At 68.4% G+C, this 25,449-nt stretch carries 24 protein-coding genes; 4 read left to right on the top strand and 20 right to left on the bottom strand.

Annotated elements, in window-relative coordinates:
* Window positions 1-62 precede the first annotated feature (62 nt).
* Window positions 63-1,112: a DUF2330 domain-containing protein gene (locus C6A86_RS12675; RefSeq protein ID WP_105362368.1), complete on the top strand. Its 1,050-nt coding sequence runs from the start codon at window positions 63-65 to the stop codon at window positions 1,110-1,112.
* Here the strand turns inward: C6A86_RS12675 and pyrF are convergent.
* Genes pyrF through pyrR form a run of 7 tightly spaced genes read right to left on the bottom strand, consistent with a single transcriptional unit; the run spans window position 1,100 to window position 9,756 of the window.
* Window positions 1,100-1,900, bottom strand: coding sequence for an orotidine-5'-phosphate decarboxylase (pyrF, locus tag C6A86_RS12670; RefSeq protein ID WP_311101161.1), 801 nt, complete (start codon window positions 1,898-1,900; stop codon window positions 1,100-1,102). The genes C6A86_RS12675 and pyrF overlap by 13 nt on opposite strands.
* Entirely contained in the window at window positions 1,897-5,244 is a 3,348-nt protein-coding gene (carB, locus tag C6A86_RS12665; protein ID WP_311101160.1) for a carbamoyl-phosphate synthase large subunit, read from the bottom strand. The genes pyrF and carB overlap by 4 nt, the downstream gene beginning before the upstream one ends.
* Window positions 5,244-6,374 (bottom strand): glutamine-hydrolyzing carbamoyl-phosphate synthase small subunit, encoded by a 1,131-nt coding sequence (carA, locus tag C6A86_RS12660; RefSeq protein WP_105361707.1) that lies wholly within the window; start codon window positions 6,372-6,374, stop codon window positions 5,244-5,246. Before carA ends, carB begins: the two co-directional genes overlap by 1 nt.
* The gene (locus tag C6A86_RS12655; RefSeq protein WP_105361706.1) at window positions 6,371-6,889 is read right to left on the bottom strand and encodes a transporter; all 519 of its coding nucleotides are present in this window, start codon (window positions 6,887-6,889) and stop codon (window positions 6,371-6,373) included. The genes carA and C6A86_RS12655 overlap by 4 nt, the downstream gene beginning before the upstream one ends.
* Entirely contained in the window at window positions 6,886-8,214 is a 1,329-nt protein-coding gene (locus C6A86_RS12650; protein WP_105361705.1) for a dihydroorotase, read from the bottom strand. The genes C6A86_RS12655 and C6A86_RS12650 overlap by 4 nt, the downstream gene beginning before the upstream one ends.
* On the bottom strand, window positions 8,211-9,182 hold the full coding sequence (locus tag C6A86_RS12645; protein ID WP_105361704.1) for an aspartate carbamoyltransferase catalytic subunit: 972 nt from the start codon (window positions 9,180-9,182) through the stop codon (window positions 8,211-8,213). Before C6A86_RS12645 ends, C6A86_RS12650 begins: the two co-directional genes overlap by 4 nt.
* A gap of 31 nt (window positions 9,183-9,213) precedes the next feature.
* Window positions 9,214-9,756 (bottom strand): bifunctional pyr operon transcriptional regulator/uracil phosphoribosyltransferase PyrR, encoded by a 543-nt coding sequence (pyrR, locus tag C6A86_RS12640; RefSeq protein ID WP_233212853.1) that lies wholly within the window; start codon window positions 9,754-9,756, stop codon window positions 9,214-9,216.
* Window positions 9,757-9,872: 116 nt separating this feature from the next.
* Between pyrR and C6A86_RS12635 the strand changes: the two genes are divergently transcribed.
* On the top strand, window positions 9,873-11,075 hold the full coding sequence (locus C6A86_RS12635) for a serine hydrolase (protein ID WP_105361702.1): 1,203 nt from the start codon (window positions 9,873-9,875) through the stop codon (window positions 11,073-11,075).
* A gap of 2 nt (window positions 11,076-11,077) precedes the next feature.
* Window positions 11,078-11,719 carry a hypothetical protein gene (locus tag C6A86_RS12630; RefSeq protein WP_105361701.1) on the top strand — a complete coding sequence of 214 codons (642 nt, stop codon included), beginning with the start codon at window positions 11,078-11,080 and terminating at the stop codon, window positions 11,717-11,719.
* 28 nt (window positions 11,720-11,747) lie between these two features.
* Here C6A86_RS12630 and C6A86_RS12625 read toward each other — a convergent pair whose 3' ends face one another.
* The 4 genes from C6A86_RS12625 to C6A86_RS12610 form a co-directional block, all read right to left on the bottom strand.
* Window positions 11,748-13,361: a DUF222 domain-containing protein gene (locus tag C6A86_RS12625; protein WP_311101158.1), complete on the bottom strand. Its 1,614-nt coding sequence runs from the start codon at window positions 13,359-13,361 to the stop codon at window positions 11,748-11,750.
* 155 nt (window positions 13,362-13,516) lie between these two features.
* Entirely contained in the window at window positions 13,517-13,996 is a 480-nt protein-coding gene (nusB, locus tag C6A86_RS12620; RefSeq protein WP_105366162.1) for a transcription antitermination factor NusB, read from the bottom strand.
* Window positions 13,997-14,029: 33 nt separating this feature from the next.
* A complete protein-coding gene (efp, locus tag C6A86_RS12615) occupies window positions 14,030-14,593 on the bottom strand; it encodes an elongation factor P (protein WP_105366163.1) in 564 nt (187 codons plus the stop codon).
* Between the two features lie 19 nt (window positions 14,594-14,612).
* Window positions 14,613-15,707: a Xaa-Pro peptidase family protein gene (locus C6A86_RS12610; protein WP_105366164.1), complete on the bottom strand. Its 1,095-nt coding sequence runs from the start codon at window positions 15,705-15,707 to the stop codon at window positions 14,613-14,615.
* Between the two features lie 33 nt (window positions 15,708-15,740).
* On the opposite strand from C6A86_RS12610, the gene C6A86_RS12605 reads away from it, so the two are divergent.
* The gene (locus C6A86_RS12605; RefSeq protein WP_105366165.1) at window positions 15,741-16,262 is read left to right on the top strand and encodes a B-4DMT family transporter; all 522 of its coding nucleotides are present in this window, start codon (window positions 15,741-15,743) and stop codon (window positions 16,260-16,262) included.
* A gap of 1 nt (window position 16,263) precedes the next feature.
* Here C6A86_RS12605 and aroB read toward each other — a convergent pair whose 3' ends face one another.
* Genes aroB through alaS form a run of 9 tightly spaced genes read right to left on the bottom strand, consistent with a single transcriptional unit; the run spans window position 16,264 to window position 25,402 of the window.
* Window positions 16,264-17,343 (bottom strand): 3-dehydroquinate synthase, encoded by a 1,080-nt coding sequence (gene aroB / locus C6A86_RS12600; protein ID WP_199196431.1) that lies wholly within the window; start codon window positions 17,341-17,343, stop codon window positions 16,264-16,266.
* Complete coding sequence (locus C6A86_RS12595; protein ID WP_105366166.1) at window positions 17,336-17,971, bottom strand: shikimate kinase; 636 nt, start codon at window positions 17,969-17,971, stop codon at window positions 17,336-17,338. The genes aroB and C6A86_RS12595 overlap by 8 nt, the downstream gene beginning before the upstream one ends.
* 3 nt (window positions 17,972-17,974) lie before the next feature.
* Window positions 17,975-19,180, bottom strand: a complete 1,206-nt coding sequence (aroC, locus tag C6A86_RS12590) for a chorismate synthase (RefSeq protein WP_105366222.1) — start codon at window positions 19,178-19,180, stop codon at window positions 17,975-17,977.
* A 42-nt stretch (window positions 19,181-19,222) separates the two neighbouring features.
* The gene (locus C6A86_RS12585; RefSeq protein ID WP_105366167.1) at window positions 19,223-19,717 is read right to left on the bottom strand and encodes a GNAT family N-acetyltransferase; all 495 of its coding nucleotides are present in this window, start codon (window positions 19,715-19,717) and stop codon (window positions 19,223-19,225) included.
* A gap of 14 nt (window positions 19,718-19,731) precedes the next feature.
* On the bottom strand, window positions 19,732-20,160 hold the full coding sequence (locus tag C6A86_RS12580) for an A24 family peptidase (protein ID WP_105366168.1): 429 nt from the start codon (window positions 20,158-20,160) through the stop codon (window positions 19,732-19,734).
* A 9-nt stretch (window positions 20,161-20,169) separates the two neighbouring features.
* A complete protein-coding gene (locus C6A86_RS12575) occupies window positions 20,170-20,997 on the bottom strand; it encodes a shikimate dehydrogenase (RefSeq protein WP_233213261.1) in 828 nt (275 codons plus the stop codon).
* A complete protein-coding gene (gene mltG, locus C6A86_RS12570; protein WP_105366170.1) occupies window positions 20,975-22,219 on the bottom strand; it encodes an endolytic transglycosylase MltG in 1,245 nt (414 codons plus the stop codon). The genes C6A86_RS12575 and mltG overlap by 23 nt, the downstream gene beginning before the upstream one ends.
* The gene (gene ruvX / locus C6A86_RS12565) at window positions 22,212-22,706 is read right to left on the bottom strand and encodes a Holliday junction resolvase RuvX (RefSeq protein WP_105366171.1); all 495 of its coding nucleotides are present in this window, start codon (window positions 22,704-22,706) and stop codon (window positions 22,212-22,214) included. The genes mltG and ruvX overlap by 8 nt, the downstream gene beginning before the upstream one ends.
* Window positions 22,707-22,711: 5 nt before the next feature.
* Window positions 22,712-25,402 (bottom strand): alanine--tRNA ligase, encoded by a 2,691-nt coding sequence (gene alaS / locus C6A86_RS12560; RefSeq protein ID WP_105366172.1) that lies wholly within the window; start codon window positions 25,400-25,402, stop codon window positions 22,712-22,714.
* Window positions 25,403-25,449 lie beyond the last annotated feature (47 nt).

The following is a 25,449-nucleotide window of genomic DNA, read 5'->3' as shown; positions in this document are numbered from 1 at the left end:
GTCCCCACGTACGCCTAGGTCAGCTAAACAAAGATTCGCTACTGAGGAGTAAGATGCCGCGGATGTCTGCGGTGATCCGGGCGTTCGGCGCGGTCCTCGCGCTGCTGCTGACCGGCGCCGTGATGAGCCTGGCCGCTCCCGCCGGGGCCTGCGGGTGCGGGGCGTACATCCCCGACCGGGCCGGCGCGACCGTCGTCGACGAGCGGGCGCTGATCGCCTGGGACGGCAGCACCGAGGACATCCTGATGTCCTTCGGCGTCAGCGGTAGCTCGGAGCGCGCCGCCTGGGTGATGCCGGTGCCGTCGGCGGCCCGGGTGACCCTGGGTGACAATGCGGTGTTCGACGATCTCGCCGCGCTGACCGCGCCGCGCATCGAGTACCGCGACAGCTGGTGGCCGACCTTCACGTGGCTGACCCACGGCTCCGCCGGCGCACCGGAGGGTGTGGGCGGACGCCCGCCGGGCGGGGTCAGTGTGCTGGCCACCCAACGCATCGGCCCGTTCGAGGTGACCCGGCTGGCCGGTGACAGCACGGCGGCCCTGGCGGCGTGGCTGGGTGACCACGGGTTCCCCCGGCCCGCCACTCTCGATGACAACCTGGCGCCCTATGTGGAGCGGGGCTGGGAGATCGTGGCCATCCAGCTCGCACCGGGCGGCAGCGGCGCGTTGGCCGGCACGCTGCAGCCGCTGCGGCTGTCCTTCGCCTCCGACACGGTGGTCTACCCGATGCTGTTGTCGCGGGCGGCCACCGTGCCGCAGTCGGTGGAGCTGTCGGTGCTGGCCCAGCACCGGATGGATCCGAGCACCGTGCCGGTCGCCGGCACCGAGCCGAGATTGCTCTACGCCGGGCGACTAGACGAGCAGACGGCGCCCGACGCGCTCGCGCCCTACCTGGCGGCCGGCACCTTCCTGACGAGTTGGACCGACGTCATCGGCCGGCCCGCACGGATCGAGCACGACTACGTGTTCACCCGGGCCGACAGCGACACGACCTATCAGCAGGTCATCTACCGCACCCGTGAGCACGGTGACCTCACCGGCGCGCTGCTGATCCTGGCCGTGGTGGCGACCGCGACGTTCCTGGTGCTGCGCCTGGTGCGTCAGGCCAGGTAGGCGACCTGGTCGCGCAGCGTCGCCGCGGCGGCCCGCAGCGCACCGACATCCGGTCCCGCCCGCAGGATCTCGCGCGACACCGCGGGCAGCACCCGGGCGCCGAGCCTGCCCAGATCCTCGGCACGCCCGCCCTGCGCGCCCACCCCGGGCGCCAGCACCGGGCCGTCGAGCGCACCCAGGTCCGGCAGCACCTCCAGGGTCGCCCCGATCACCACTCCCACTGAACCGGTTGCCGTGGAACGGTTCTCGGCGCCCGCGGCGTCGACGATGGACTGCGCAACGGTGCGCCCGTCCGCGGTGGCGCGCTGCACGCTCGCGCCCTCGGGATTCGATGTCGCCGCCAGCACGAAGACTCCGTGCCCATGTGCCGCGGCGACGTCCAGCAGCGGTCGCAACGATTCGAAGCCCAGGTACGGCGAGGCAGTGACCGCATCGGCGGCCAGCGGCGACTCCCCCACCCAGGCCTGGGCATAGGCGGCCATCGTCGAGCCGATATCACCGCGTTTGGCGTCGGCGAGCACCAGCACGCCGGCGGCCTTCAGCCCCGCGATCGTCTGCTCAAGGACCGCGAACCCGGCCGAGCCGTAGGCCTCGAAGAAGGCCACCTGCGGCTTGACGATCGCGAAATCGGCGAAGGCCTGCACGCAGATCTCGCTGAACGCGCGCAGCCCCGAGACATCCACGGGCAGTCCCCACGACGACAGCAGTTCGGGATGCGGGTCGATACCGGGGCACAACGGCCCCCTGGCTGCGACGGCGTCGGCCAGGCGCGCCCCGAAGCCCGTCACGGCCGGCCGTTCCCCAACTGGCTGTGCAACTCCTGCAGGGACCGCACGCCGATATCCCCGCGGATACCAGCTTCGATGCCCTGCACCGCAGCCGAGGCGCCCTGCACCGTCGTCACGCACGGGATGTTCATCGACACCGCCGCCGAACGGATCTCGTAGCCGTCGATACGTGGCCCGGAGTTGCCGTACGGGGTGTTGATCACCATGTCGACCTCGCCGGAACGGATGGCGTCCACGGCAGACCGCGCGGGCCTGCCCTCGCCCGGCTCCTCGAAGTTCTTGCGAACAACGTCACAGGGAATGCCGTTGCGGCGCAGCATCTCCGCGGTGCCCTCGGTGGCCAGCACCCGGAACCCGAGATCGGCCAGGCGCTTGACCGGGAACACCAGTGAACGCTTGTCCCGGTTGGCCACCGAGACGAACACCGTGCCCGAGGCGGGCAGCGACCCGTAGGCCGCGGTCTGGCTCTTGGCGAAGGCGGTGCCGAAATCGCGGTCGATGCCCATCACCTCGCCGGTGGACTTCATCTCCGGCCCGAGCAGCGAATCCACCTGCGAACCATCGGCCTTGCGGAACCGGTGGAAGGGCAGCACCGCTTCCTTCACCGCGATCGGAGCGTCCGGGGACACCGTCGCGCCGTCCCCCCGCGCGGCGAGTACGCCCTCCTCACGCAGCTGGGCGATGGTGGCGCCCAGCATGACCCGCGCGCACGCCTTGGCCAGTGGGATCGCGGTCGCCTTCGAGACGAACGGCACGGTGCGGCTGGCCCGCGGATTGGCCTCCAGGACGTAGAGCACATCGTCCTTGAGCGCGTACTGCACATTGAGCAGACCGACGACGCCGATACCGTGCGCCAGCGCCTCGGTGGCCTCGCGGACCTTCTCGATGTCGGTGCGGCCCAGCGTGACCGGCGGCAGCGCGCATGCCGAATCACCGGAGTGGATACCGGCCTCCTCGATGTGTTCCATCACGCCGCCGATGTAGACCTCGGCTCCGTCGCAGAGCGCGTCGACATCGATCTCGATGGCGTCCTCGAGGAACCGGTCCACCAGCACCGGATGCTCCGGGGACAGCTCGGTGGCCCGGGTGATGTACCCCTGCAGGGTTTCCTCGTCGTAGACGATCTCCATACCGCGTCCGCCGAGCACATAGGACGGTCGCACCAGCACCGGATAACCGATATCGGCGGCGATCCTGCGCGCCTGGTCGAAACTGGTCGCGGTGCCGAACCGGGGTGCGGGCAACCCGGCCCGGCGCAGCACCTCACCGAACTCACCACGGTCCTCGGCCAGATCGATGGCCTCGGGCTTGGTGCCCACGATCGGCACACCGGCCTTCTCCAGCCGCGCGGCCAGCCCCAGCGGGGTCTGCCCGCCCAGCTGAACGATGACACCCACGACACCGGGACCGCCTGCACCGGAAGCCTGTTCGGCGTGATAGACCTCCAGCACATCCTCGAAGGTCAGCGGTTCGAAGTACAGCCGGTCGGCGGTGTCGTAGTCGGTGGACACCGTCTCGGGGTTGCAGTTGACCATGATGGTCTCGAAGCCGGTCTGGCTCAGCGTCGTCGCGGCGTGCACGCAGCTGTAGTCGAACTCGATGCCCTGCCCGATCCGGTTGGGCCCGGATCCCAGGATGAGCACCTTGGGCCGCTCGGTCTGCGGGGCGACCTCGGTCTCGGCGGAGGGGTCCAGCTCGTAGCTGCTGTAGTGGTACGGCGTGCGCGCCTCGAACTCCGCGGCGCAGGTGTCCACGGTCTTGTAGACCGGGTGGATGCCGAGCCGCTCGCGCAGCGCCCGCACCCCGGTCTCACCGGCCAGTTCCGGCCGCAGTGCCGCGATCTGGCCGTCGGACAGCCCGCTGTGCTTGGCGTGGCGCAGCAGCGTCTCGTCCAGCACGGGCGCGTCGACCAGCTCGCCGCGCAGCGTCACCAGGGTGGCGATCTGGTCGACGAACCAGGGATCCACCCCGGAGGCCGCCGCGACCTGCTCGACCGAACCGCCCAGGCGCAGTGCCTGCTCGATCACGTAGATCCGGCCGTCGGTGGCGATGCGCAGATCGGCCAGCAGTTCCTCGAGGGTGGCCTCGCGGTCGGGTTGGGTCCAGAAACCGGCACGCTTGGTTTCCAGCGAGCGCATCACCTTCCCGAGGGCTTCGATGAAGTTGCGGCCCAGCGACATCGCCTCGCCCACCGATTTCATCGTGGTGGTCAGCGTCGGGTCGGCACCGGGGAACTTCTCGAAGGCGAACCGGGGCGCCTTGACCACGACATAGTCCAGGGTCGGCTCGAAACAGGCCGGGGTCTCCTTGGTGATGTCGTTGACGATCTCGTCCAGGGTGTAACCGATGGCCAGCTTGGCGGCGATCTTGGCGATCGGGAAACCGGTCGCCTTGGACGCCAGCGCCGACGAGCGCGACACCCGCGGGTTCATCTCGATGACGATGAGACGCCCGTCCTTGGGGTTGATGGCGAACTGAATGTTGCAGCCACCGGTGTCCACGCCGACCTCACGCAGGATGGCGATGCCGAGATCGCGCATGGTCTGGTACTCGCGGTCGGTCAGCGTCATCGCCGGGGCCACGGTCACCGAGTCGCCGGTGTGCACGCCCATCGGATCGAAGTTCTCGATCGAGCAGACCACCACCACGTTGTCGTGGTGGTCGCGCATCAGCTCGAGCTCGAATTCCTTCCAGCCGTAGATGGATTCCTCGATGAGCACGTTGGCGGTGGGTGAGGCCGAGAGGCCGTCCCCGGCCATCCGCTCGACATCCTCGGTCGAGTAGGCCATGCCCGACCCCAACCCACCCATCGTGAACGAAGGGCGAACCACGACGGGCAGTCCGAGGTCGGCGACGGTCTCGCGGACCTCGTCCATGGTGAAGCAGACCCGTGACTTCGCCGACTCACCGCCGACCTTGGCGACGATGTCCTTGAACTTCTGCCGGTCCTCGCCGCGCTGGATGGCATCGAAATCGGCGCCGATCATCTCGACGCCGTACTTTTCCAGGATGCCTTGATCGTGCAGGGCCACCGCGGTGTTGAGTGCGGTCTGCCCGCCCAGGGTGGCCAGCACGGCATCGATCTTGTTCCCGCGCTCGGCCTGCTGGGCGAAGATCTTCTCCACGAACGCCGCGGTGATGGGCTCGACGTAGGTGTGATCGGCGTACTCCGGGTCGGTCATGATGGTCGCCGGGTTCGAGTTGATCAGGCTGACCTGCAGACCCTCGGCACGCAGCACGCGGCAGGCCTGGGTGCCCGAGTAGTCGAACTCACAGGCCTGCCCGATGACGATCGGGCCGGACCCGATCACCAGAACGTGGTTGAGATCGCTGCGACGCGGCATTACTTGCTCTCCCCGGACAGAAGGTCGATGAACTGGTCGAACAGATACTCGGCGTCGTGCGGGCCGGCGGCGGCCTCTGGGTGGTACTGCACCGAGAAGGCGCGTCCGTCAACGAGTTTGATGCCCTCCACGGTGCCGTCGTTGGCGCAGGTGTGGCTGACGATGCCGCGGCCGAACGGGGTGTCGAACTCCTCGCCGGCCTCGCCTTCCAGCGCGAACCCGTGGTTCTGGGCGGTGATGGCGACATTGCCGGTGGCGTGATCCATCACCGGGATGTTGATACCGCGGTGCCCGAAGGTCATCTTGTAGGTGGACCGGCCGAGCGCCCGGCCCAGGATCTGGTTGCCGAAGCAGATACCGAACAACGGGATACCGGCGCCGAGCACCTGCCGGGTGACCTCCACGATGTGGTCGGCGGTGGCCGGGTCACCGGGCCCGTTGGACAGGAACACCCCGTCGGGCTTCAGTTCGCTGATCTCGTCGAAGGTGGTCGCCGAGGGCAGCACGTGACTGCGCACCCCGCGGCGGGCGAAGTTGCGGGGCGTGTTGGTCTTGATGCCGAGGTCGATCGCGGCGACCGTGAAACGGTGCTGCCCTTCGGCTTCGACCGTGTAGCGAGAGTCGGTGCTGACCTGGCCGGCCAGATCGGCCCCGAGCATCGAGGGCTGGCTGCGTACCCGCTGCACCAGGGTCTCGGCATCGGCGAGGGCGGGTCCGGAGAACACCCCCGCCTTCATCGAACCCGCGGAGCGCAGATGCCGCACCACGGCGCGGGTGTCGATGCCCGCGATGCCGACGACGCCCTGACGCACCAGCTCGTCGTCGAGGGTGCCGGTGGCGCGCCAGTTCGAGGCGCGCGGCGAGGGGTCGCGCACCGCGTATCCGGCCACCCAGATCTTGTCGCCGCGGCTCTCACCGTCCTCACCGTTCCATCCGGTGTTGCCGATCTGCGGCGCCGTCGCCACCACGATCTGGCCGTGATAGCTCGGATCCGTCAGCGTCTCCTGGTAGCCGGACATCCCGGTGGAGAACACCGCCTCACCGAGTGTCTGACCGATCGCGCCGAACGGTGTGCCGGTGAAGACCCGGCCGTCCTCCAGAACCAACAGCGCGCGCTCCTGTGAGCTCACACGTCCTCCTCATTGCCTGAATTACTGGCGACCCATTTACTGATTTCACCGCGGTCATCGGCGCGGAAGCCGGTGTCGATCTCGGTGCCCGACGGCAGTTTCCAGCGGATCGCAAGGATGCCGTCGTGGGTGAGCGCCTTGCCCGCGATGGCGCGTTCGCTGCGCACCGCCGCGATGGACTCGTCGGGGATCCAGATCGGTCCGATACCGGTGCGCTGGACCATGATCCCCTCGGGGTACCGGGTCAGCACCGCCTTGGCGCGGAATCCCAGTGCCGCCGCGGCGACCTTGTCATTCCAGTGCGGGGCGATGGTGCTGCCGACGTAGAGCCCCTTGGTGGGTCCGGTCAGCACCGGCCCGACCGAGTCGGGCAGCGGGGGCAGGTTGCCGATCAGTTCGGCCTGCCGGGCCATCCGGTTGCGCCAGCCGGTGAACAGCCTGCGGACGAAGAACCCGATCAGCAGGGCGATGACGGCCGCCACCACAAGCGATCCGATCAGGGTCTGGTCGTTCATGCTGTGCTGCTTCCCCGGGTCGCTGCGCTCCAGCCCTCCGACGCGGACACTCCGCCACGCGCGGTGATCTTGCCCCGCAACAAGGTCAGCGTCACCGACGCCGGTAGTTCCATCGACTCGAACGGGGTGTTGTCCGAGCGGCTGGCCAGCTTCGATCCGGTGACCGTCCAGGTGGTTTCGGGGTCGACGACGGTGAGGTTGGCCGGCTCCCCCACCTCCAGCGGGCGGCCCTGATCCGGCAGGCCGACGATGGCCGCAGGCGCCTCGCTCATCACCCGCGCGACATCGCGCCAGGTCAGCAGGCCGGGCTTCACCATGGTGGCGACGACCACCGAGAGGGCGGTCTCCAGGCCCAGCATGCCCGGACGCGCGTTGGCGAATTCGCAGCACTTCTCCTGCTCGGCGTGCGGTGCATGATCGGTGGCCACGCAGTCGATGACACCCTCGGCGAGCGCACGCCGCAGCGCCTCGACATCGCTGGCCTCACGCAGCGGCGGGTTGACCCGGTTGCGGCCGTCGTAGCTGCTCAGCCGGGCGTCGTCGAGCAGCAGATGATGCGGTGTGACCTCCGCGGTGATCGAAATACCTTGCGCCTTCGCCCATTTGAGCAGCTCGACAGTGCCTGCCGTGGACGCGTGGCAGATGTGTACCCGGGCACCGGCATCACGGGCCAGGATCGCGTCGCGCGCGACAATGGACTCCTCGGCCGAACGCGGCCAGCCGGCCAGGCCGAGCTTGGCGGCGTTGGGCCCTTCGTGAGCGACGGCACCGACGGTGAGCCGCGGTTCTTCGGCGTGCTGCGCGATGAGCACACCGAGTCCGCTGGCGTACTCCAGCGCGCGCCGCATGATGAGCGGGTCGTGTACGCAGATGCCGTCATCGGAGAACATCCGGACCTGCCCGGCGCCGGCGGCCATCAGGCCCATCTCGGTGAGTTGCTTGCCTTCCAGACCTACGGTGACCGCACCGACCGGGTGCACGTCGACCAGGCCGACCTGCTGGCCACGGTGCCACACGTGGTCGGTGACCACCGGGCTGTCGGCGACCGGGTCGGTGTTGGCCATCGCGAACACCGCGGTGTAGCCGCCGAGCGCGGCTGCCGCCGAGCCGGTTTCGATGTCCTCGGCGTATTCACGGCCCGGTTCGCGAAGGTGGGTGTGCAGATCGACGAAACCGGGTAGCAGGATCTGACCGGCCGCCTCGATGACCTCGGCATTCTCGGACTCGATACCGGAGCCGATCTCGGCGATCTGGCCGTCGGCGATACGCACATCGACGGGTTCGCCTTCACCGTAGAGCCGTACGCCCTTGATCAGGACCGTCATGCCGTCACCGCAACCTCTCCGGACCCGGCGCCGACCAGCAGGTGGAACAGCACCGCCATCCGTACGTGAACTCCATTGGAAACCTGTTGCAGCACCGCTGATTGCGATGAATCGGCCACCGAGTACGCGATCTCCATACCGCGCAGCATCGGGCCGGGGTGCAGCACCACCGCGTGCTCGGCAAGCTTGGCCTGCCGCTTCTCCGAGAGTCCGTAGAGCACCGAGTACTCCCGCGCCGACGGAAAGAAACCGCCGTTCATCCGTTCGGCCTGCACCCGCAGCATCAGCACCGCGTCGGCGGCGGGCAGTTCGGCGTCCAGGTCGTGGGATACCGTCACCGGCCATCCGGACACGCCGACCGGCAGCAGGGTGGGCGGGGCGACCAGCACCACCTCGGCGCCCAGCGTGGCGAGCAGTTCGACATTGGAACGCGCCACCCGGCTGTGCAGCACATCGCCGACGATCACCACACGCCTGCCCTCGATGGAGCCGAGACGCTGGCGCAGCGTCAGCGCATCGAGCAGCGCCTGGGTGGGGTGCTCGTGGGTGCCGTCACCGGCGTTGATGACGCTCGGTCCCCCACTTGCCCCCGGACCACCGCCGCTTTCCCGGGTCCACTCGGAGAGTTGTTGGGCCGCACCGGAAGCCGGGTGCCGAATGATCAGCGCGTCGGCTCCGGCGGCCCGCAGGGTCAGCGCGGTGTCACGCAGCGATTCGCCCTTGACTACCGAGGAGCCCGAAGCGCTGACGTTGATGACGTCGGCACTCATCCACTTGCCCGCGACCTCGAACGACACCCGGGTCCGGGTGGAGTTCTCGTAGAACATGGTGATGATGGTGCGACCACGCAGGGTGGGCAGCTTTTTGACTTCACGCCCGAGCAGCGCCTCGCGGAAGCGGTCGGCGTCATCGAGCAGCGCGACCGCCTCATCGCGCGACAGGTCGGCTGCCGCCAACAGATGTTTCACCGCGTTTGTCCGTTCTTCGCGCAAGCGCTCATCACCGCAGGGGCCCCCCTCTGGGCGCGATCTTGACTCCGTCATATCCGTCGGGCTCCTGCAGGCGCACCTTGACGTTCTCGGCGCGCGACGTGGGCACGTTCTTGCCGACATAGTCGGCGCGGACCGGCAGCTCCCGGTGGCCGCGGTCGACCAGCACCGCCAGCTGCACGATGCGGGGCCGCCCGATATCACGCAGCGCATCGAGCGCCGAGCGCACCGAACGACCGGAATAGAGCACGTCGTCGACGAGGATCACCAGGGCGCCGTCGATACCGCCGGCCGGGATGGAGGTCGACTCCAGCGGCCGCGGTGGTTTGGAATTCAGGTCGTCGCGGTAGAGCGTGATGTCCAGCGCGCCGTGCGGCAGCGTGACATCGGCGAATTCCTTGACCTTCTCGGCGAGCCTGGCGGCCAACGTCACACCGCGGGTGGGGATGCCCAGCAGCACGACGCGCGGGGCATCCGGCGCGTCGAGCGCGGTCTTCTCGATGATCTGGTGCGCGATGCGCGAGATCGTCCTGCTCACATCGGCGGCGGACATCAATTCCCGGTCGGGAACGGCAGGGTTTGCGGCAGCCACGAGTAAACCCGGACCTCCTTCTCCGCCTCTCGGGACGGATCGTTAAAGGACGTCGAACTGCCGGTTACTTTAGCAGGGTGAACCTCGACAACAATCGCGCCTCCATCTCCGAGGCCATCGACGGGGGCCTGCTGGCCGGCGCCGTCACCCTGGTCTGGCATGCCGGGCAGGTGGTGCAGGTCAACGAGCTGGGCCACCGCGATATCGAGGCCCGGCTGCCGATGCAGCGTGACACGATCTTCCGCATCGCCTCGATGAGCAAACCGGTCACCGTGGCGGCGGCGATGACACTGGCCGAAGAGGGACTGTTCGGGCTCGACGACCCGGTGGCTCGGTGGCTGCCCGAGATCGCCGGCCTGCGGGTACTGATCGAGCCGCGCAGCGCGCTGGACGACACCACCGGCCTGCGCCGTCCCATCACGTTCGACGATCTGATGACCCATCGCGCCGGCTTCGCCTACCCGTTCTCGATCACCGGGCCGCTCGCCAAGGCATACGGGAGGCTGTCGTTCCGACAGAACGAGGAGCGCTGGCTCACCGAACTGGCCCAGTTGCCGCTGGCGCATCAGCCCGGGTCCCGGATCACCTACAGCCACGGCACCGATGTGCTGGGTATCGCGATCTCCCGGATTGCGGGCAAGCCGCTGCACCAACTGCTCGCCGAGCGCATCTTCGAGCCACTGGGCATGTCCGACACCGGTTTTGCCCTCAGTCTGGCGCAGCGACGCCGAATGGCCACCATGTACGGGCTTGGTGCGGACGAGACCTTGAAAAATGACGTGATGGGTCCCCCAGCGTTGTCGCCGCCCGAATTCTGCGCGGGCGGTGCGGGTTTGATGTCGACGGCCGACGATTACCTGACGTTTGCCCGGATGCTGCTGGGTGAAGGCACGGTGGACGGCGTGCGGGTGCTGTCCCCGGAGTCGGTGCGGTTGATGCGCACCGACCGGCTGACCGCGGACCAGAAGGAACAGAACTTCCTCGGGGTGCCGTTCTGGATCGGCCGCGGATTCGGCCTGAGCATGTCGGTGGTCACCGATCCCTCCCAGTCCGAACGGTTCTTCGGCCCCGGCGGTCTCGGGACCTTCGGCTGGCCCGGCGCCTTCGGCACCTGGTGGCAGGCCGACCCGGCAAATGATGTCATCGTGCTGTATCTGATCCAGAACTATCCGGACCTGACCGCCGACGTCGCGCAGGTCGCCGGGAACACCTCGATGGCCAAACTGCGGATGGCGCAACCAAAGTTCGTCCGGCGCACCTATCAGGCGCTCGGCGTCTAGGAGTGCCCGGGCGCCAGGCGGCAGAAGCGGACTGGACCGTCTTTCCCGGAAAGGGACTCGGAAAACTCGAATTCGGCATGCCTGGGGCGCAGGTGGACGCGCTGTCCGATACGTACGGCGCGGTTACCGGGCAAATGAATGACCGTGTCCCCGACGACATTCTGCGCGACACCCTGGAGGCGTTCGGCGAAGCGATGAGCGCGGACGAAAAACGCGCCTTCATCGCGGCGTACGAGGACAACGCCCCTACCGCTGACAGTGTGACCGAAACCCGTGGCGACCCCGGCCTCGTTCTGAGTTACCGGGCCGACCGACTTGTCGAGATCATGCCGGCCATATTGCAGCGCCCACTGTTCGTCGATGGCATGGACATATTCGCGCTGCGGGAGCTGGAGCCACTGGCGCTGCTGGAGCGGCTCAATGCGCACCCCGGCCGCTACGCCGGCACCGAGGCGGCGTTCGACAACCTCGCCATCTCGGTGGACGGGTTCTCCATCACCGACCCGGCTACCGGTGTCCGCACGCTCAACGAGACCGACGAGCGATTTCTGCAACGCACGGTGATCCTGCGGTCCAGTCCCTATCTGCCTGCGCACGAGATGGATCGGTTCATCCTTCATTCGGTGACCGACAGCCCCCGCTAGTCACCGCCGAGCTCGATGCATCAAGAGCTCAGCCATCCTCGTCGGAATCGGGTGGTGGGAAGAGTTCTTCGGGGTGGAAGTGGTGGTTGAGGGTGTCGCCGCCGGTGTCCATCAGTGGTGGTGGGTGCCAGTGCACGCGGCCGGTGACGGGGTCGATGGTGTTGGTCCAGCCCAGTTCGGCGAGCTGGTTGTCGGGTCCGCAGCCCAGGCCGAGGTCGGGTGCGTCGGTGAGTCCGCCGTTGTTCCAGCTGGGGTTGGCGTGGTGGGCCTGGCAGCGACACGCTGCTTGGGTGCAGCCGGGTCGGGTGCAGCCACGATCCCGGTTGTAGAGCAGCAGGCGTTGGGCTTTGGTGGCCAACCGTTTGGAGCGGCCCATGTAGAGCGGTTCGGCGGTGTGGTGGCGGTAGACGATCAGGTAGTGGTGGGCGTGTTCGGCCAGCCGGATCAGATCCCGCATCGGCATGAGGGTGCCCGATCCGGTGACCGCGATCCCGGCGGCGGCCTCCAACTCTTTGAGCGTGGTGGAGACGACCAGGGTGACGGGTAGGCCGTTGTGTTGGCCGAGCCTTTTCGACATCAGGGTGTCGCGTAGGACGGCTTTGATGGCGTCGTGGTTGCGTTGGGACTGAGTGCGAGGGTCGCGCAGAAATTCGTCGGGGTCCCACTTCACCGGTGGGCCGGCGGGCCCGGGTTGCTCAGGCTCGGGCACCTCGAACTCGACCTCGGCCTGAGGCTGGGGCTCAACCTCCGATTCGGGCTCAACCTCCGGTTCGGCCTGTGCTGATGCGGCCTCTGCCTCTGTCTCGCCTTCGTCCTCGGGTTCGTCCTCGGCCTCGGGTTCGGTGTCGGTGTCGGTGTCGGTGTCGACAGCGTCTTCGTCGAGTGGGTTGGGGTCCGGATTGTGCTGGGGCTGCTCATCGTCGGGGTTGTTGATCCCGGGGCGTGCCCAGACATCGAGGATGGTGCGCAGGTAGGCGGCGAACTCGGCGTCCACCCAACCCGACACTTTGGCCATACCGTCGACGTCCTGGGGACCGATGCTCAGCCCCCGCCGGTGGCGTGCCGGGTCGGGGCCATCACCGTCGGGGTTGATCAGAGCCAGCGCGTGATCGGCGGCCTTCTGCACCGTCTCGGGGGTATTGGTGGCGGCGATATCGACCAGTGTGGATTCCAGCTGCCCGCGCGCGGTGGCATCCAGATAGGCCGAGGCCTTGTTCAGCGTGGCCCGGATGATCGCGATGTGCCCGCTGGTGATCCTGCCGGCGGCCAGCGCGGCCGCGCACGCCACCAGCACCGGCTCCAACACTTCGCCGGTCATCGTGTGCCGCGGCCCCAGATCGCGGGCGGCGGTGATACGCCGGGCGGCTTCGGTGGCGCTGAGGCGGTCGCGGGTGGCCAGCACATCGGTCCAGGTCTTGCCGCCGATCTCGTGCGGGGTGGCCCGATCCATCAGGGCGGCCAGGATCCGGTGATCGACCGCGGTATCGGCGCGGGCCTGCTGCTCACGCTCAGAGAGCAGGCCCAGCAGTTCGGCGGTGTCGAACATCGCGAAATCGGCGTCCAGCAGCGCCTTGACCGATGCGGCGCGGTCGGACAGCGCGTGCTGCACCGCGTCCCGGCCGCCGGCCACATCACTGATCATGACTCGAACATACGTGCGACCACCGACAAGAAACCCGAAAAAGTGACCGGTGTGATCAATGAGTCCAAAGAAAATTCTGAGACTCGGCTGCCGCTCGAAAGTCACTGACAGCCGGGCACTTTCGCACCCGAAGCTCCGCTACATCGAGTGGGACATCAATCCCCGGTCTCCGAGGGGCGCAACGCCGCCGCGGCCGCCCGGATCTGCGGGGTCACCAGCATGACCTGACCGAGCACGCCGTTGACGAAACCCGGGGACTCGTCGGTGGACAATTCCTTGGCCAGCTCGACGGCCTCGTCGACGGCCACCGGCTCCGGCACATCCTCGGCGTGCAACAGCTCCCACACCGCGACCCGCAGGATGGCGCGGTCCACCGCGGGCAGCCGCTCCAGCATCCAGCCCTGCAGATGCGAGGAGATCAGGTCGTCGACATGCGCCGACTGCTCGGTGACGCCGCGGGCCACCGTCACGGTGTACGGGTTCAGCGGATTGATATCGGCCTGGGTGTGGGACAGCGCATTGCGGCCGTCGGCGGCCTCGGCGGCGGTGATCCCGCGCGCCTCGGCCTCGAACAGCAGGTCGACGGCACGCTTGCGCGCCTGGTGCCGACCGCGGTCACCACGACGGTCACTCATCCCGTCGCTCCGCTGCGCTTCGCTCGCCCGCGGTCAGGCATTGACCCTTCCCAGGTAGTTGCCGTCGCGGGTGTCGACCTTGAGCTTGTCGCCGGTGTTGATGAACAGCGGCACCTGGATCTCGGCGCCGCTCTCCATGGTGGCCGGCTTGGTGCCCGCGCTGGAGCGGTCGCCCTGCAGGCCCGGCTCGGTGTGGGAGACCAGAAGTTCGACGGAAACCGGGAGCTCCAGGTACAGCGGCGCGCCCTCGTGGAAGGCGATCTGCACACCGATGCCCTCGAGCAGGAAGTCGGCGAGTCGGCCCACCAGTGCCTCGGACAGCGGATGCTGCTCGAAGTCCTCGGAATCCATGAAGACGAAGTCGCTGCCATCGCGGTACAGGTAGGTGGCGTCACGACGGTCGACGGTGGCGGTCTCCACCTTGACCCCGGCGTTGAACGTCTTGTCGACGACCTTGCCGGTCAGCACGTTCTTGAGCTTGGTGCGCACGAAGGCCGGGCCCTTGCCGGGCTTGACGTGCTGGAACTCGGTGATCTGCCACAACTGGCCTTCGATCTGGAGAACGAGTCCATTCTTGAAGTCGGCGGTTGATGCCACGGTCTGTACAGCTCCTAGATCAGGTGATAACAGCCAGTTCCTTGGGGAACCGGGTGAGTAACTCGGGTGTAGGTGCGCTCTCGCTGCCGACAACCAGGGTGTCCTCGATGCGGACACCGCCCCGGCCGGGCAGATAGACGCCGGGCTCCACGGTGACCGCAGCGCCAGCAAGCAGTGTACCGACGGCTGAAGCGCCGATACCCGGCGCTTCGTGGATCTGCAATCCGACCCCGTGCCCGAGGCCGTGCCCGAAGTTCTCCGCGAATCCGGCGTCGGCGATGATCTGCCTGGAAGCGCCGTCGACATCCTTGAGGTTCGCACCCGCCACCAACGCCTCCCGGCCGGCGCGCTGTGCGGTTGCGACCAGTTCGTAGAGGTCGCGCTGCCACTGCGCGGCGCGGCCCAGCACGAAGGTGCGCGTCATGTCCGAGTGGTAGCCCGCGACCAGGGCACCGAAATCGATCTTCACGAAATCGCCGTCGGCCAGCACGGCTTCGGTGGGCCGGTGATGCGGGATGGCCGAGTTGGCGCCGGCGGCCACGATGGTCTCGAAAGACACCCCGTCGGCGCCATGGTCGAGCATCAGCGATTCCAGTTCGCGCCCGACCTCCTTCTCGGTGCGGCCGGGGCGCAGGCCACCGCGGGCCACCAGATCGTGCAGTGCCGCGTCGGCCGCCTCGCAGGCCAGCCGCAGGATGGCGATCTCTCCGGCGTCCTTGACCTCACGCAATCGTTCGACCATGCCCGCGGCGCGGACGAACTCCACGCCCGCTCCTGCGCGTTCCAGCAGACCGAACCCGTCGACGGTCACGACGTGGCTCTCGAACCCGAGCCGGCGCACACCGTCGGCGACCGCACGGCCCGCCAGATGGGGGCCCACGGCCCGTTCGATGACCAGTTCGGCATCGGGTGACTGCGCAGCGGCCTGCGTTACATAACGGCCGTCGGTTGCCAACACCGGCGTGTCCTGGTCCGCGCGCACCAAAAGGGCCGCGTTGGAACCGGTGAATCCGGACAGATATCGGACGTTGACCAGGTCAGTTACCAACATGGCGTCCAGTTCGGCGGCCGCCAATCGGCGCCGCAACCGGTCCCGGCGCTGAGAAATCGTCACAGCCGCTGACGGTACTCGCTACGCTGTCCCCTCATGAGCAAGTGGTTGCTGCGCGGACTCGTGTTCGCGGCGGTCGTAGTTGTCCTCCGGTTGATCCAGGGAGTGCTGGTCGACACCTTCCCGACGCAGGCCGGATGGATCAGTCCCACGCTGGGTCTGTTCCTGGCGATCCCCGCGATCCTGTGGGCTTATTTCGACGGCCGCGCCGACGCCAACGCGCAGTCCGACCCGGACCGTCGTCAGGATCTCGCGATGGTCTGGCTGATTGCCGGCCTGATCGCCGGACTGCTCGGAGACCTCGTGTGCTGGTTCATCGGGCTGTTCTACCCGGTGCTCTACACCGGCGGCCTGATCAGCGAACTGACCTCGTTCGCGGCGTTCACCGCGTTGCTGATCTTCCTGGCCGGGGTCATCGCGGTGACCATCGGCCGTTGGAGCGTCGACCGCAAGGCGCCGCCGTACGTCCGTCGCCGTGAGGGCGACGAGGAGCGGGCCGACACCGACGTCTTCGCGGCGGTGCAGCCCGGCGCGGAAGAGGAAGCCAAGCGCTCCTGATTCAGCGGGTTCCCACCACGGAGTAGGCCGCGGCCAGCAGCGTCGGGTCCGGCCCTTCGAGGCGGCCCGGCTTGGCCAGTCCGTCGAGCACCACGAAGCGCAGCACCCCGGAGCGGTTCTTCTTGTCCCCGGCCATGTATTCGAGCAACTGGGGCAGCGCGTCGGCGTCATAGCTGACCGGTAGCCCCAGCGCCGCCAGCACCCGGGCGTGCCGGTCGGCGGTGTCGTCGTCCAGACGGCCGGCCAGCCGGCCCAACTCCGCGGCGAACACCAGACCCACCGACACCGCGGCCCCGTGACGCCACTTGTAGCGCTCGCGGCGCTCGATGGCGTGGGCCAAGGTGTGTCCATAGTTCAGAATCTCGCGCAGCGCCGATTCCTTCTCGTCGGCGGCCACCACCTCCGCCTTGACGGCGATGGCACGGCGGATCAGTTCGGGCAGCACGGATCCCGACGGGTCCAGCGCGGCCTCCGGGTCGGCCTCGATGAGGTCCAGGATCACCGGGTCGGCGATGAAACCGGCCTTCACGATCTCGGCCATCCCGGCCACGATCTCGTTGCGCGGCAACGTCTGCAGGGTGGCGAGGTCGACCAGGACCGCCAGCGGCTGATGGAAGGCGCCGACCAGGTTCTTGCCCGCGTCGGTATTGATCCCGGTCTTGCCGCCGACAGCGGCGTCCACCATGCCCAGCAGCGTGGTCGGGACGTGCACGATGTCGACGCCGCGCAGCCAGGTGGCCGCGGCAAACCCGGCGACGTCGGTCGCGGCACCGCCGCCGAGGCTGACGACGGCATCCTTGCGCCCGATGCCGATCCGGCCCAGCACCTCCCAGATGAACCCGACGACGGGAAGTTCCTTACCGGATTCGGCATCCGGGATCTCGATGCGGTGCGCGTCGATTCCGTTGCCCGCCAGGTGTTCCCGGATGACCTCGGCGGTCTGGGCCAGGGTGGGTTGGTGCAGGATCGCCACCTTGTGGCGCCCCGCCAGCGTGCGGCCGAGGTCCGCCAGCAGACCGGTGCCGATGATCACCGGGTACGGCCGGTCGACCAGTACGTCGACAGTCACGGGTTCACTCATTGCGTGCCTCTGCTCGTCGGGCCAGCGCCGCCGGAGTGGGCGGGGCCTCGGTGGTGGGTGCCGGATTCAGGACAGTGGGACCACGCCGCCAGGCGGGCCTGCGCCGCCGCCGCGGCCGGGCAGGGCCACACCCGGACAGCCGGCCGACGATATGGCGTACCACCGCGCCGGGATTGCGCCGGTTGGTGTTCACCCGCATGGTGGCGACCTCGCGGAACAACGGTTCCCGCTGCTTCATCAGGGCACGGTACGTCGCCGCCGGGTCATCGCCGGCGAGCAGCGGTCGGGCGCTGCCGGTGGTGCGCCGAACACCTTCTGCGGCGCTGATTTCCAGATAGATCACGGTGTGACCCTTGAGCGCTTCGCGCACCTCCGGCGTGGTCACCGCGCCACCGCCGAGAGACACCACACCCTCGTGTTCGTCCAGCGCAGCGCGCACCACGTCGGCCTCGATCTGACGGAACTGCGGCTCACCGTCGGTGAAGATCTCGGCGATGCTGCGACCGGTGGTCTCCACGATCTTGGCGTCGGTGTCGAGCAGCGGCACGCCCAGTGCCTTGGCCAACCGGCGGCCGATGGTGGACTTGCCGGAACCCGGCATGCCCACCAGTACCACTTGGGGAGCCATCAGCTATCCCGAGGCCGTCGTGGACGGCTCGTGCTCGGCAACCGAGGCCAGGTAGCTCTCGACGTTTCTGCGGGTCTCGGCCAGCGAGTCACCACCGAACTTGAGCAGCGCGGCGCGCGCCAGCACCAGGGCCACCATCGTCTCGACGACGACACCGGCGGCCGGCACCGCGCACACGTCGGAGCGCTGATGGATCGCCACGGCCTCGTCGCCGGTGGACATGTCGACGGTGGCCAGCGCGCGCGGCACCGTGGAGATCGGCTTCATCGCGGCGCGCACCCGCAGCGGCTGGCCGTTGGTCATGCCGCCCTCGAGGCCGCCGGCGCGGTTGGTGGAACGGGTGATGCCGTCCGGGCCCGGGTACATCTCGTCATGGGCGACGCTGCCGCGGCGGCGTGCCGTCTCGAACCCGTCGCCGATCTCAACACCCTTGATGGCCTGGATACCCATCACCGCTGCGGCGAGCTGGCTGTCGAGGCGGTCGTCGCCGCTGGTGAAGGAGCCCAGTCCGATCGGCAGCCCGGTGACCACGACCTCGACGATGCCGCCGAGGGTGTCACCGTCCTTCTTGGCGGCTTCGATCTCGGCGATCATCAGCTGCTCGGCGTCCTTGTCGAAGGCACGCACCGGGCTGTCGTCGATGGCGGCCAGGTCCTGCGGCTGCGGTGGCGGGCCGTCGTAGGGCTTCGAGGCACCGATGGAGACGACGTGTGAGATCACCTCGACGCCGAGTGCCTGCCGCAGGAAGCCCCGGGCCACGGTGCCGGCGGCGACGCGGGCCGCGGTCTCGCGGGCGCTGGCGCGTTCCAGCACCGGACGGGCGTCGTCGAAGCCGTACTTGAGCATGCCCGCGTAGTCGGCGTGGCCGGGGCGCGGACGGGTCAGCGGGGCGTTACGGGCGGCGTCGCTGTCGAGCCGGTCGGCGGGCACCGGGTCCGACGCCATCACGGTCTCCCACTTGGGCCATTCGGTGTTGCCGATCTCGATGGCGATCGGTCCGCCCAGGGTGAGGCCGTGGCGCACGCCGCCCAGCACGGTCACCTGATCCTTCTCGAACTTCATCCGCGCACCGCGGCCGTAGCCCAGCCGGCGGCGCTGCAGCTGGACCGCGATGTCGTCGGAGGTGACGGACAAACCCGCAACCATGCCTTCGACCATCGCTACCAGGGCACGGCCGTGGGATTCACCTGCGGTAGTCCATCGCAACACGGATGACATTCTCCCATGCGGTCATCTGTGCGACCGAATCCGTCAACCTGCGCTCCATTGCAGCAGCAGCGTGTCGATCCAGCGACCGTGTTTGTGACCGACCCGGACCAGCCGTCCGGCGTCCCGAAATCCCAGCCGACGGTGCAGACCGGCGGAGGCCGGATCCCCGGAGTCGGCGATCACCGCGATGATCTCGCGTACCCCGATCGTCCGGCAGCGCTCCAGCAGTGCGGTGAGCAGTTCGGCACCGCAGCCCGCGCCCAGTGCCCACGGCGCCACGTACACCGAGTCCTCGACGGTGGCCCGGTAGGCGCGGCGTTCCTTCCACGGCGCGCAGTAGCCGTATCCGGCGACCGCGCCGTCGCGTTCGGTGACCAGGAAGGGCAGATCGCGGTCGGCGATGGCGGTGAAACGCCGCGCCCACTCGTCGACGTCGGGGGCGTCGATCTCGAAAGTGGCCACGGAGTGGACGACGTAGTGGGCATAGATGGCCGCGATGGCCGGCAGGTCATCGGTGGTGGCGGGCCGCACGGACATGGCTCAGCGTAGGACTACCACCACGCCAGGGCGACCGATGCCGCGCTGGCCGCACACATCGACGGGCCGTGCGGCACCGTCGATCCGCCCCGCAACACCACTACGACGATTCCGGCGAGCGCGCTCAGCAGCACCGCGCCGAGCGCGCCGAGCAGCCACACCTCCGGCCCGAACGCCCCGGTCAGCCCGCCCAGCCCGATCGCGAGCTTCACATCCCCGGCGCCGAGCGCGGCCGGACCGATCAGGTGGACCACCAGATAGAGCAGGCTGAGGGCGAGGGCGCCCAGCACGGCGGGCATCCCCCGGCCCGCCGACACGGCCGCCACGAGGACGAGCCCCGCACCGGGCAGGGTCAGCGCGTTGGGCAGGCGGCGGTGTCGTAGGTCGTGCACGCTCAGTGCGATCAGCCATCCGACAACCAACCCGGCTGCGCCAGCCCCCATGGATAAAGGCTAGGACCCCGGCAGTGCCCGCCTCATCACCTCTTTGGGCGCCGGCAACCCGGTGAATTGTTCGACCTGCGCAACGGCCTGGTGCAGCAGCATCTGCAGCCCGCTGATCACCCGGCCGCCACGCGCCTGCACCGCGGAGGCCAGCGGGGTGGGCCAGGGATCGTAGATCGCGTCCAGCAGCACCGGCACGTTCTCGATGGTGTGGGCGTAGCCGGCCGCGATGTCGACGGGCAGGGTGTTGACCGCGACGTCCACGTCGACCGGAGTGCCGAGTTCGACCCACCGGATGCCCACACCGAGCGGTTCGGCCAGCGCGACCAGCGGTTGAGCCCGCTCCGGGTTGCGGGCCAGCACCGCGATGTCGGTGACACCGAGGGCCGCCAGGGCCACCGCCGCGGCCGGGGCAGTACCGCCCGAGCCGAGCACCGCGGCACGGGGACCCCGCTGTGTGTGTTTCCCGTCGCTTCGCTCGCCCAGGTCCTTCAGGGCGCCGATCACCCCGTCGATATCGGTGTTGTCGGCCCGCCAGCCCGTCGCGGTGCGCACCAGGGTGTTCGCCGAGCCCACCAGCGTGGCGCGGGCCGTCCGTTCGGAGGCCACCGCCAGCGCGGCGAACTTGTTGGGCATGGTGACCGAAAGACCGACCCATTCCGGTCCCAGCCCGGCCACCAGTGCCGGCAGCTGCTCGGCCGTGCACTCGATGCGGTCATAGGTCCACGACGTCAGACCCAGTTCCCGGTACGCGGCCAGGTGGATGTCCGGCGAGCGGGAGTGTGAGATCGGCGAACCCAGTACCGCTGCGCGCCTACCGGGCACTGTCGAGAACACCGTTGTTCCTGGCCAGTTCGATGCTCGCCAGGTGCTGCTCGTAATCGCGGGTGAACAAAGTCGTGCCCTGCATGTCGATGGTGACGAAGTACAGCCAGTCCCCCGGCTCCGGATTCTCGGCCGCCGCCAGCGCGGGTTGGCCCGGCGAACAGATCGGCGTCTTCGGAAGGCCAAGGGAGGCATAGGTGTTCCACGGTGTCACCCGGGCACGATCACCGTCGGTGGTGGCGATCTCGGTGCGGTCCAGGGAGTAGTTCACCGTGGAATCGAACTCCAGCTTGCGGTTCTCGGCGAGCCGGTTGAAGATCACCCGCGCCACCTTGGAGAAGTCCTGCGGCTTGGACTCGCGCTGCACCAGTGAGGCGACGATCAGGATCTCGTACGGCGACATCTGGGTGGTCTCCGCGGCGGCAAGCAAGCCGTTGGCCTCGTACTGGGCGGTGCTCGCTCCGATCAGGCTGGCCAGGATCTCCTCGGCCGAACCCGACGGATTGACGTTCCAGCTGCCCGGCGCGATCAGGCCCTCCAGCCGGCGGTGATCGCTGCCCATCTCGGTCACCCCGGAGTTCGCCCAGCCGGGCACCGACAGCGCCGCCGGGTCGGCGGTACCGGCGGCCAGCCTGAGATCGTCGGCTGAAACACACGCCCGGGTGCCGTCGAGGTCGACGCAGGAGGCGTCCGAGATGAGCGAGAGGATGCCCTTGGTGACGGCGTTGGTCTTGACGTCGGCGACGTCGTCGAGCTGGCGGCCCTCGGGGATGACCATCTGGCCGACCCGGTTCTCCGGATCGGCGAGCTTCTGCACGGCGCTGGACGCGGGGATTTCGGTGCGCAGTTTGTAGAACCCGGGCTGGATCGCCGCGATCGCCGGATTGGTGGCGGCGGCCTCGACGAATGCCTTCGACGAGGAGACCACGTTCTGTTCCTGCAGCGTCTGCCCGATCGCGGTGGTCGAGTCGCCGCTGTGCACCTCGATGACGACATCGGCAGTGCCTTCGCCGGCGAAATCGCTGGTGCCGCCGAACAGGCCGTGCCACATCTTGGAGCCCACGAACACCACCCCGACGACGACGACCACGAGCGTCACCAGCGCGGCGACCGAGAACACCCGGCGGCGCCGTGCGGTGCGTCGTTCCTGCGCCCGGGCGGCGCGACTGAGCCGGCGGCGCGGTGGCCCGACCGACTGCGGTTCGCTGCGCTCGGGACTCCAGTGATCACTCATCAACAACCCTTAATGCGGACCGGCGCTGGTCCAACCAGTTCTGCAGAATGCCCACTGCGGCAACCTGATCGACCATGGCCCGCTGATTCTTGGCGCGTACCCCAGCTTCGCGCAGCGACCGCTGGGCGGTCACCGTGGTCAGCCGCTCGTCGGCCAGTCGCACCGGTGTCGGTGCGATCCGGGCCGCCAGGGCATCGGCCAGTTCGACGGCGTCCTGTGCTGAGGAACCCGAACGGTTCGCCAGCGTGCGCGGCAGGCCTACGACGACCTCGACCGCTTCCCACTCGTGCGCGAGCCTCACCAGCCTGCGCAGGTGACGGCCCGATCTGTCCCGCTGCACGGTCTCCAGCGGGGTGGCCAGAATGCCGTCCGGGTCGCTCCCAGCTACCCCGATGCGGACGGTGCCGACGTCGATGCCGAGCCGGCGACCCGGTCCCGGGTCATCGGGACCCGGCCTGTCCGGCAGGCGGTCGACCTCGGCACTCACTGTGGCTAGCTCCGGGCGATCTCTGCGTGCAGCGCGGCCAATGCCGCGTCGATACCCGCCGCCCCCTTACCGGAACCCTGGGCCAGATCAGCCTTTCCGCCCCCACGGCCGTTGACGGCCGCGCCCAACGTCTTCACCAGGTCATTGGCGCTCAGGCCGAGGTCCTGCGCCGCAGGATTGACCGCGACCACGAAGGGCACCGCGTCGTCGTCACCCTCAGCGATGAGCGCCACCACGCCGGCCTCGGAGCCGAGCTTGCCCTTGATGTCACCGACCAGGCTGCGCAGATCTGCCGCGGTGATTCCACCGGCCATGCGCTGAGCCACGAGACGCACCTTACCGACAAGCTCCGCCCCGGCGGCCGCATTTGCGGCCGCGGCGCGCGCGTTTGCCAGCCGAGCCTTGTCCAGTTCCTTTTCCGCGGCCCGCAGCCGTTCCACGAGGTTGGCCACCCGCGCCGGCACCTCCTCAGAGGGCACCTTCAGCGAGGACGCCAGCCCGGCCATCAGCGCGCGTTCCTTGGACAGGTGGCGGAACGACTCCAGTCCGACGTAGGCCTCGACCCGGCGTACGCCGGAGCCCACCGAGGACTCGCCGAGCACGGTGACCGGTCCGATCTGTGCCGAGCTGGCCACGTGCGTGCCGCCGCACAGTTCCAGGGAGAACGGCCCACCGATCTCGACCACCCGGACCTCGTCGGGGTAGTTCTCGCCGAACAGCGCCATCGCGCCCATCGCCTTGGCCTGCTCCAGCCCGGTGTTGAAGGTGTTCACCGCGAAGTCGGCCTGCACCGCTTCGTTGGCGACCTCTTCGATCTGCGCACGCTGCTCATCCGACAGCGAGCCCTGCCAGTTGAAGTCGAAGCGCAGGTAGCCCGGCCGGTTCAGCGAACCGGCCTGAACCGCGTTGGGACCCAACACCTCCCGTAGTGCGGCGTGCACCATGTGGGTGCCGGAATGACCCTGCGTCGCCCCGTGTCGCCACTTCTCGTCGACGGTGGCGGTGATGGTGTCGCCCTCTACGAACTCCCCGGACTCTACCGAGACACGATGCGCCCAGAGGGTTTTCGCGATCTTCTGCACATCGGTGACCGCGGCCTTGGCGGTCTCCGACGCGCCGGTGCCGGCGATGGAGCCCTCATCGGCGATCTGCCCGCCGGATTCGGCGTAGAACGGTGTGCGGTCCAGGATCAACTCGACCTGCTGACCCTTGGTGCCTTCGTGGGATACCACGGGAACTCGCTTGCCGTCGACGAAGATGCCGAGAATGCGTGCCTGCGAACTCAACTCGTCGAAACCGGTGAATTCGGTGGGGCCGCCGTCGACGAGTTCGCGGTAAGCGGACAGGTCCGTGTGGGCCTGCTTGCGGGCGGCCGCGTCGGCCTTGGCGCGCTGGCGCTGTTCGGCCATCAGGCCGCGGAAGCCCTCTTCGTCGACCGTCAGGCCGGCCTCGGCCGCCATTTCCAGGGTCAGGTCGATCGGGAAACCGTAGGTGTCGTGCAGCGTGAAGGCGTCATTGCCGGACAGCGTGGACTTCCCGGCGGCGCGGGTCGCGTCCGCGGCATCCTCGAACAGCCGCGAACCCGAGAGCAGCGTGCGGTTGAACGCCGTCTCCTCGGCCACCGCGATGCGGCTGATCCGGTCGAAATCGGTGACCAGTTCCGGGTAGGAGGGTCCCATCTCGTCACGCACGGTCGTCATCAGCTCGGCCATGATGGGACGTTCCACGCCGAGCAGGCGGGCCGCGCGGATGATGCGGCGCAGCAGCCGGCGCAGCACGTAACCGCGACCCTCGTTGCCGGGGGTGACACCGTCGCCGATGATGATCGCCGCGGTGCGGCTGTGGTCGCCGATGATCCGATAGCGGACATCGTCGGTGTGGTTGCCCTGCCCATATCCACGGGGCGCGATGCCGGCGACCAGGTCGATGACGGGGCGCACCAGGTCGGTCTCGTAGACGTTGTCCACGTCCTGCAGCAGACAGGCGATGCGCTCGACACCCATGCCGGTGTCGATGTTCTTGCGCGGCAGCGGGCCGAGGATCTCGAAGTCATCCTTGCTGGTGCCGTCGCCGCGCTCGTTCTGCATGAAGACGAGATTCCAGATCTCGATGTAGCGGTCCTCGTTGGCCTCGGGGCCGCCGTCGATGCCGTATTCCGGGCCGCGGTCGTAGTAGATCTCCGAGCACGGCCCGCACGGGCCGGGGATGCCCATCGACCAGTAGTTGTCGGCCATGCCGCGGCGCTGAATGCGCTCCAGCGGCAGCCCGGCCACTTCCTGCCACAGCCCGATTGCCTCGTCGTCATCGAGATAGACGGTGGCCCAGAGCTTTTCCGGATCGAATCCGTAGCCGCCCTGGTCCTGCGGGTTGGTCAGCAGGGTCCAGGCCAGCTCGATGGCGCGCTTCTTGAAGTAGTCGCCGAAGCTGAAGTTGCCGGCCATCTGGAAGAAGGTGTTGTGCCGGGTGGTGATTCCGACTTCTTCGATGTCCGGGGTGCGGATGCACTTCTGCACGCTGACGGCGGTGTCGTAGGGCGGGGTGCGCGCGCCGAGGAAGAACGGCACGAACTGCACCATGCCGGCGTTGACGAACAGCAGGTTCGGGTCGTCGAGGATCACCGAGGCGCTGGGCACCTCCGTGTGTCCCGCCTTCACGAAATGATCGAGGAAGCGTTTCCTGATCTCGTGTGTCTGCACGTGCTGCTGTCCTTTGGTCAACCTGCGATAACTTCGACCGCACCACA

The sequence above is a fragment of the Mycobacterium sp. ITM-2016-00316 genome (genome assembly GCF_002968335.2).
GTDB lineage: Bacteria > Actinomycetota > Actinomycetes > Mycobacteriales > Mycobacteriaceae > Mycobacterium.
The sequence above is the reverse complement of the archived record's forward strand: the minus strand, read 5'-3'. Positions and strand labels throughout refer to the sequence as shown.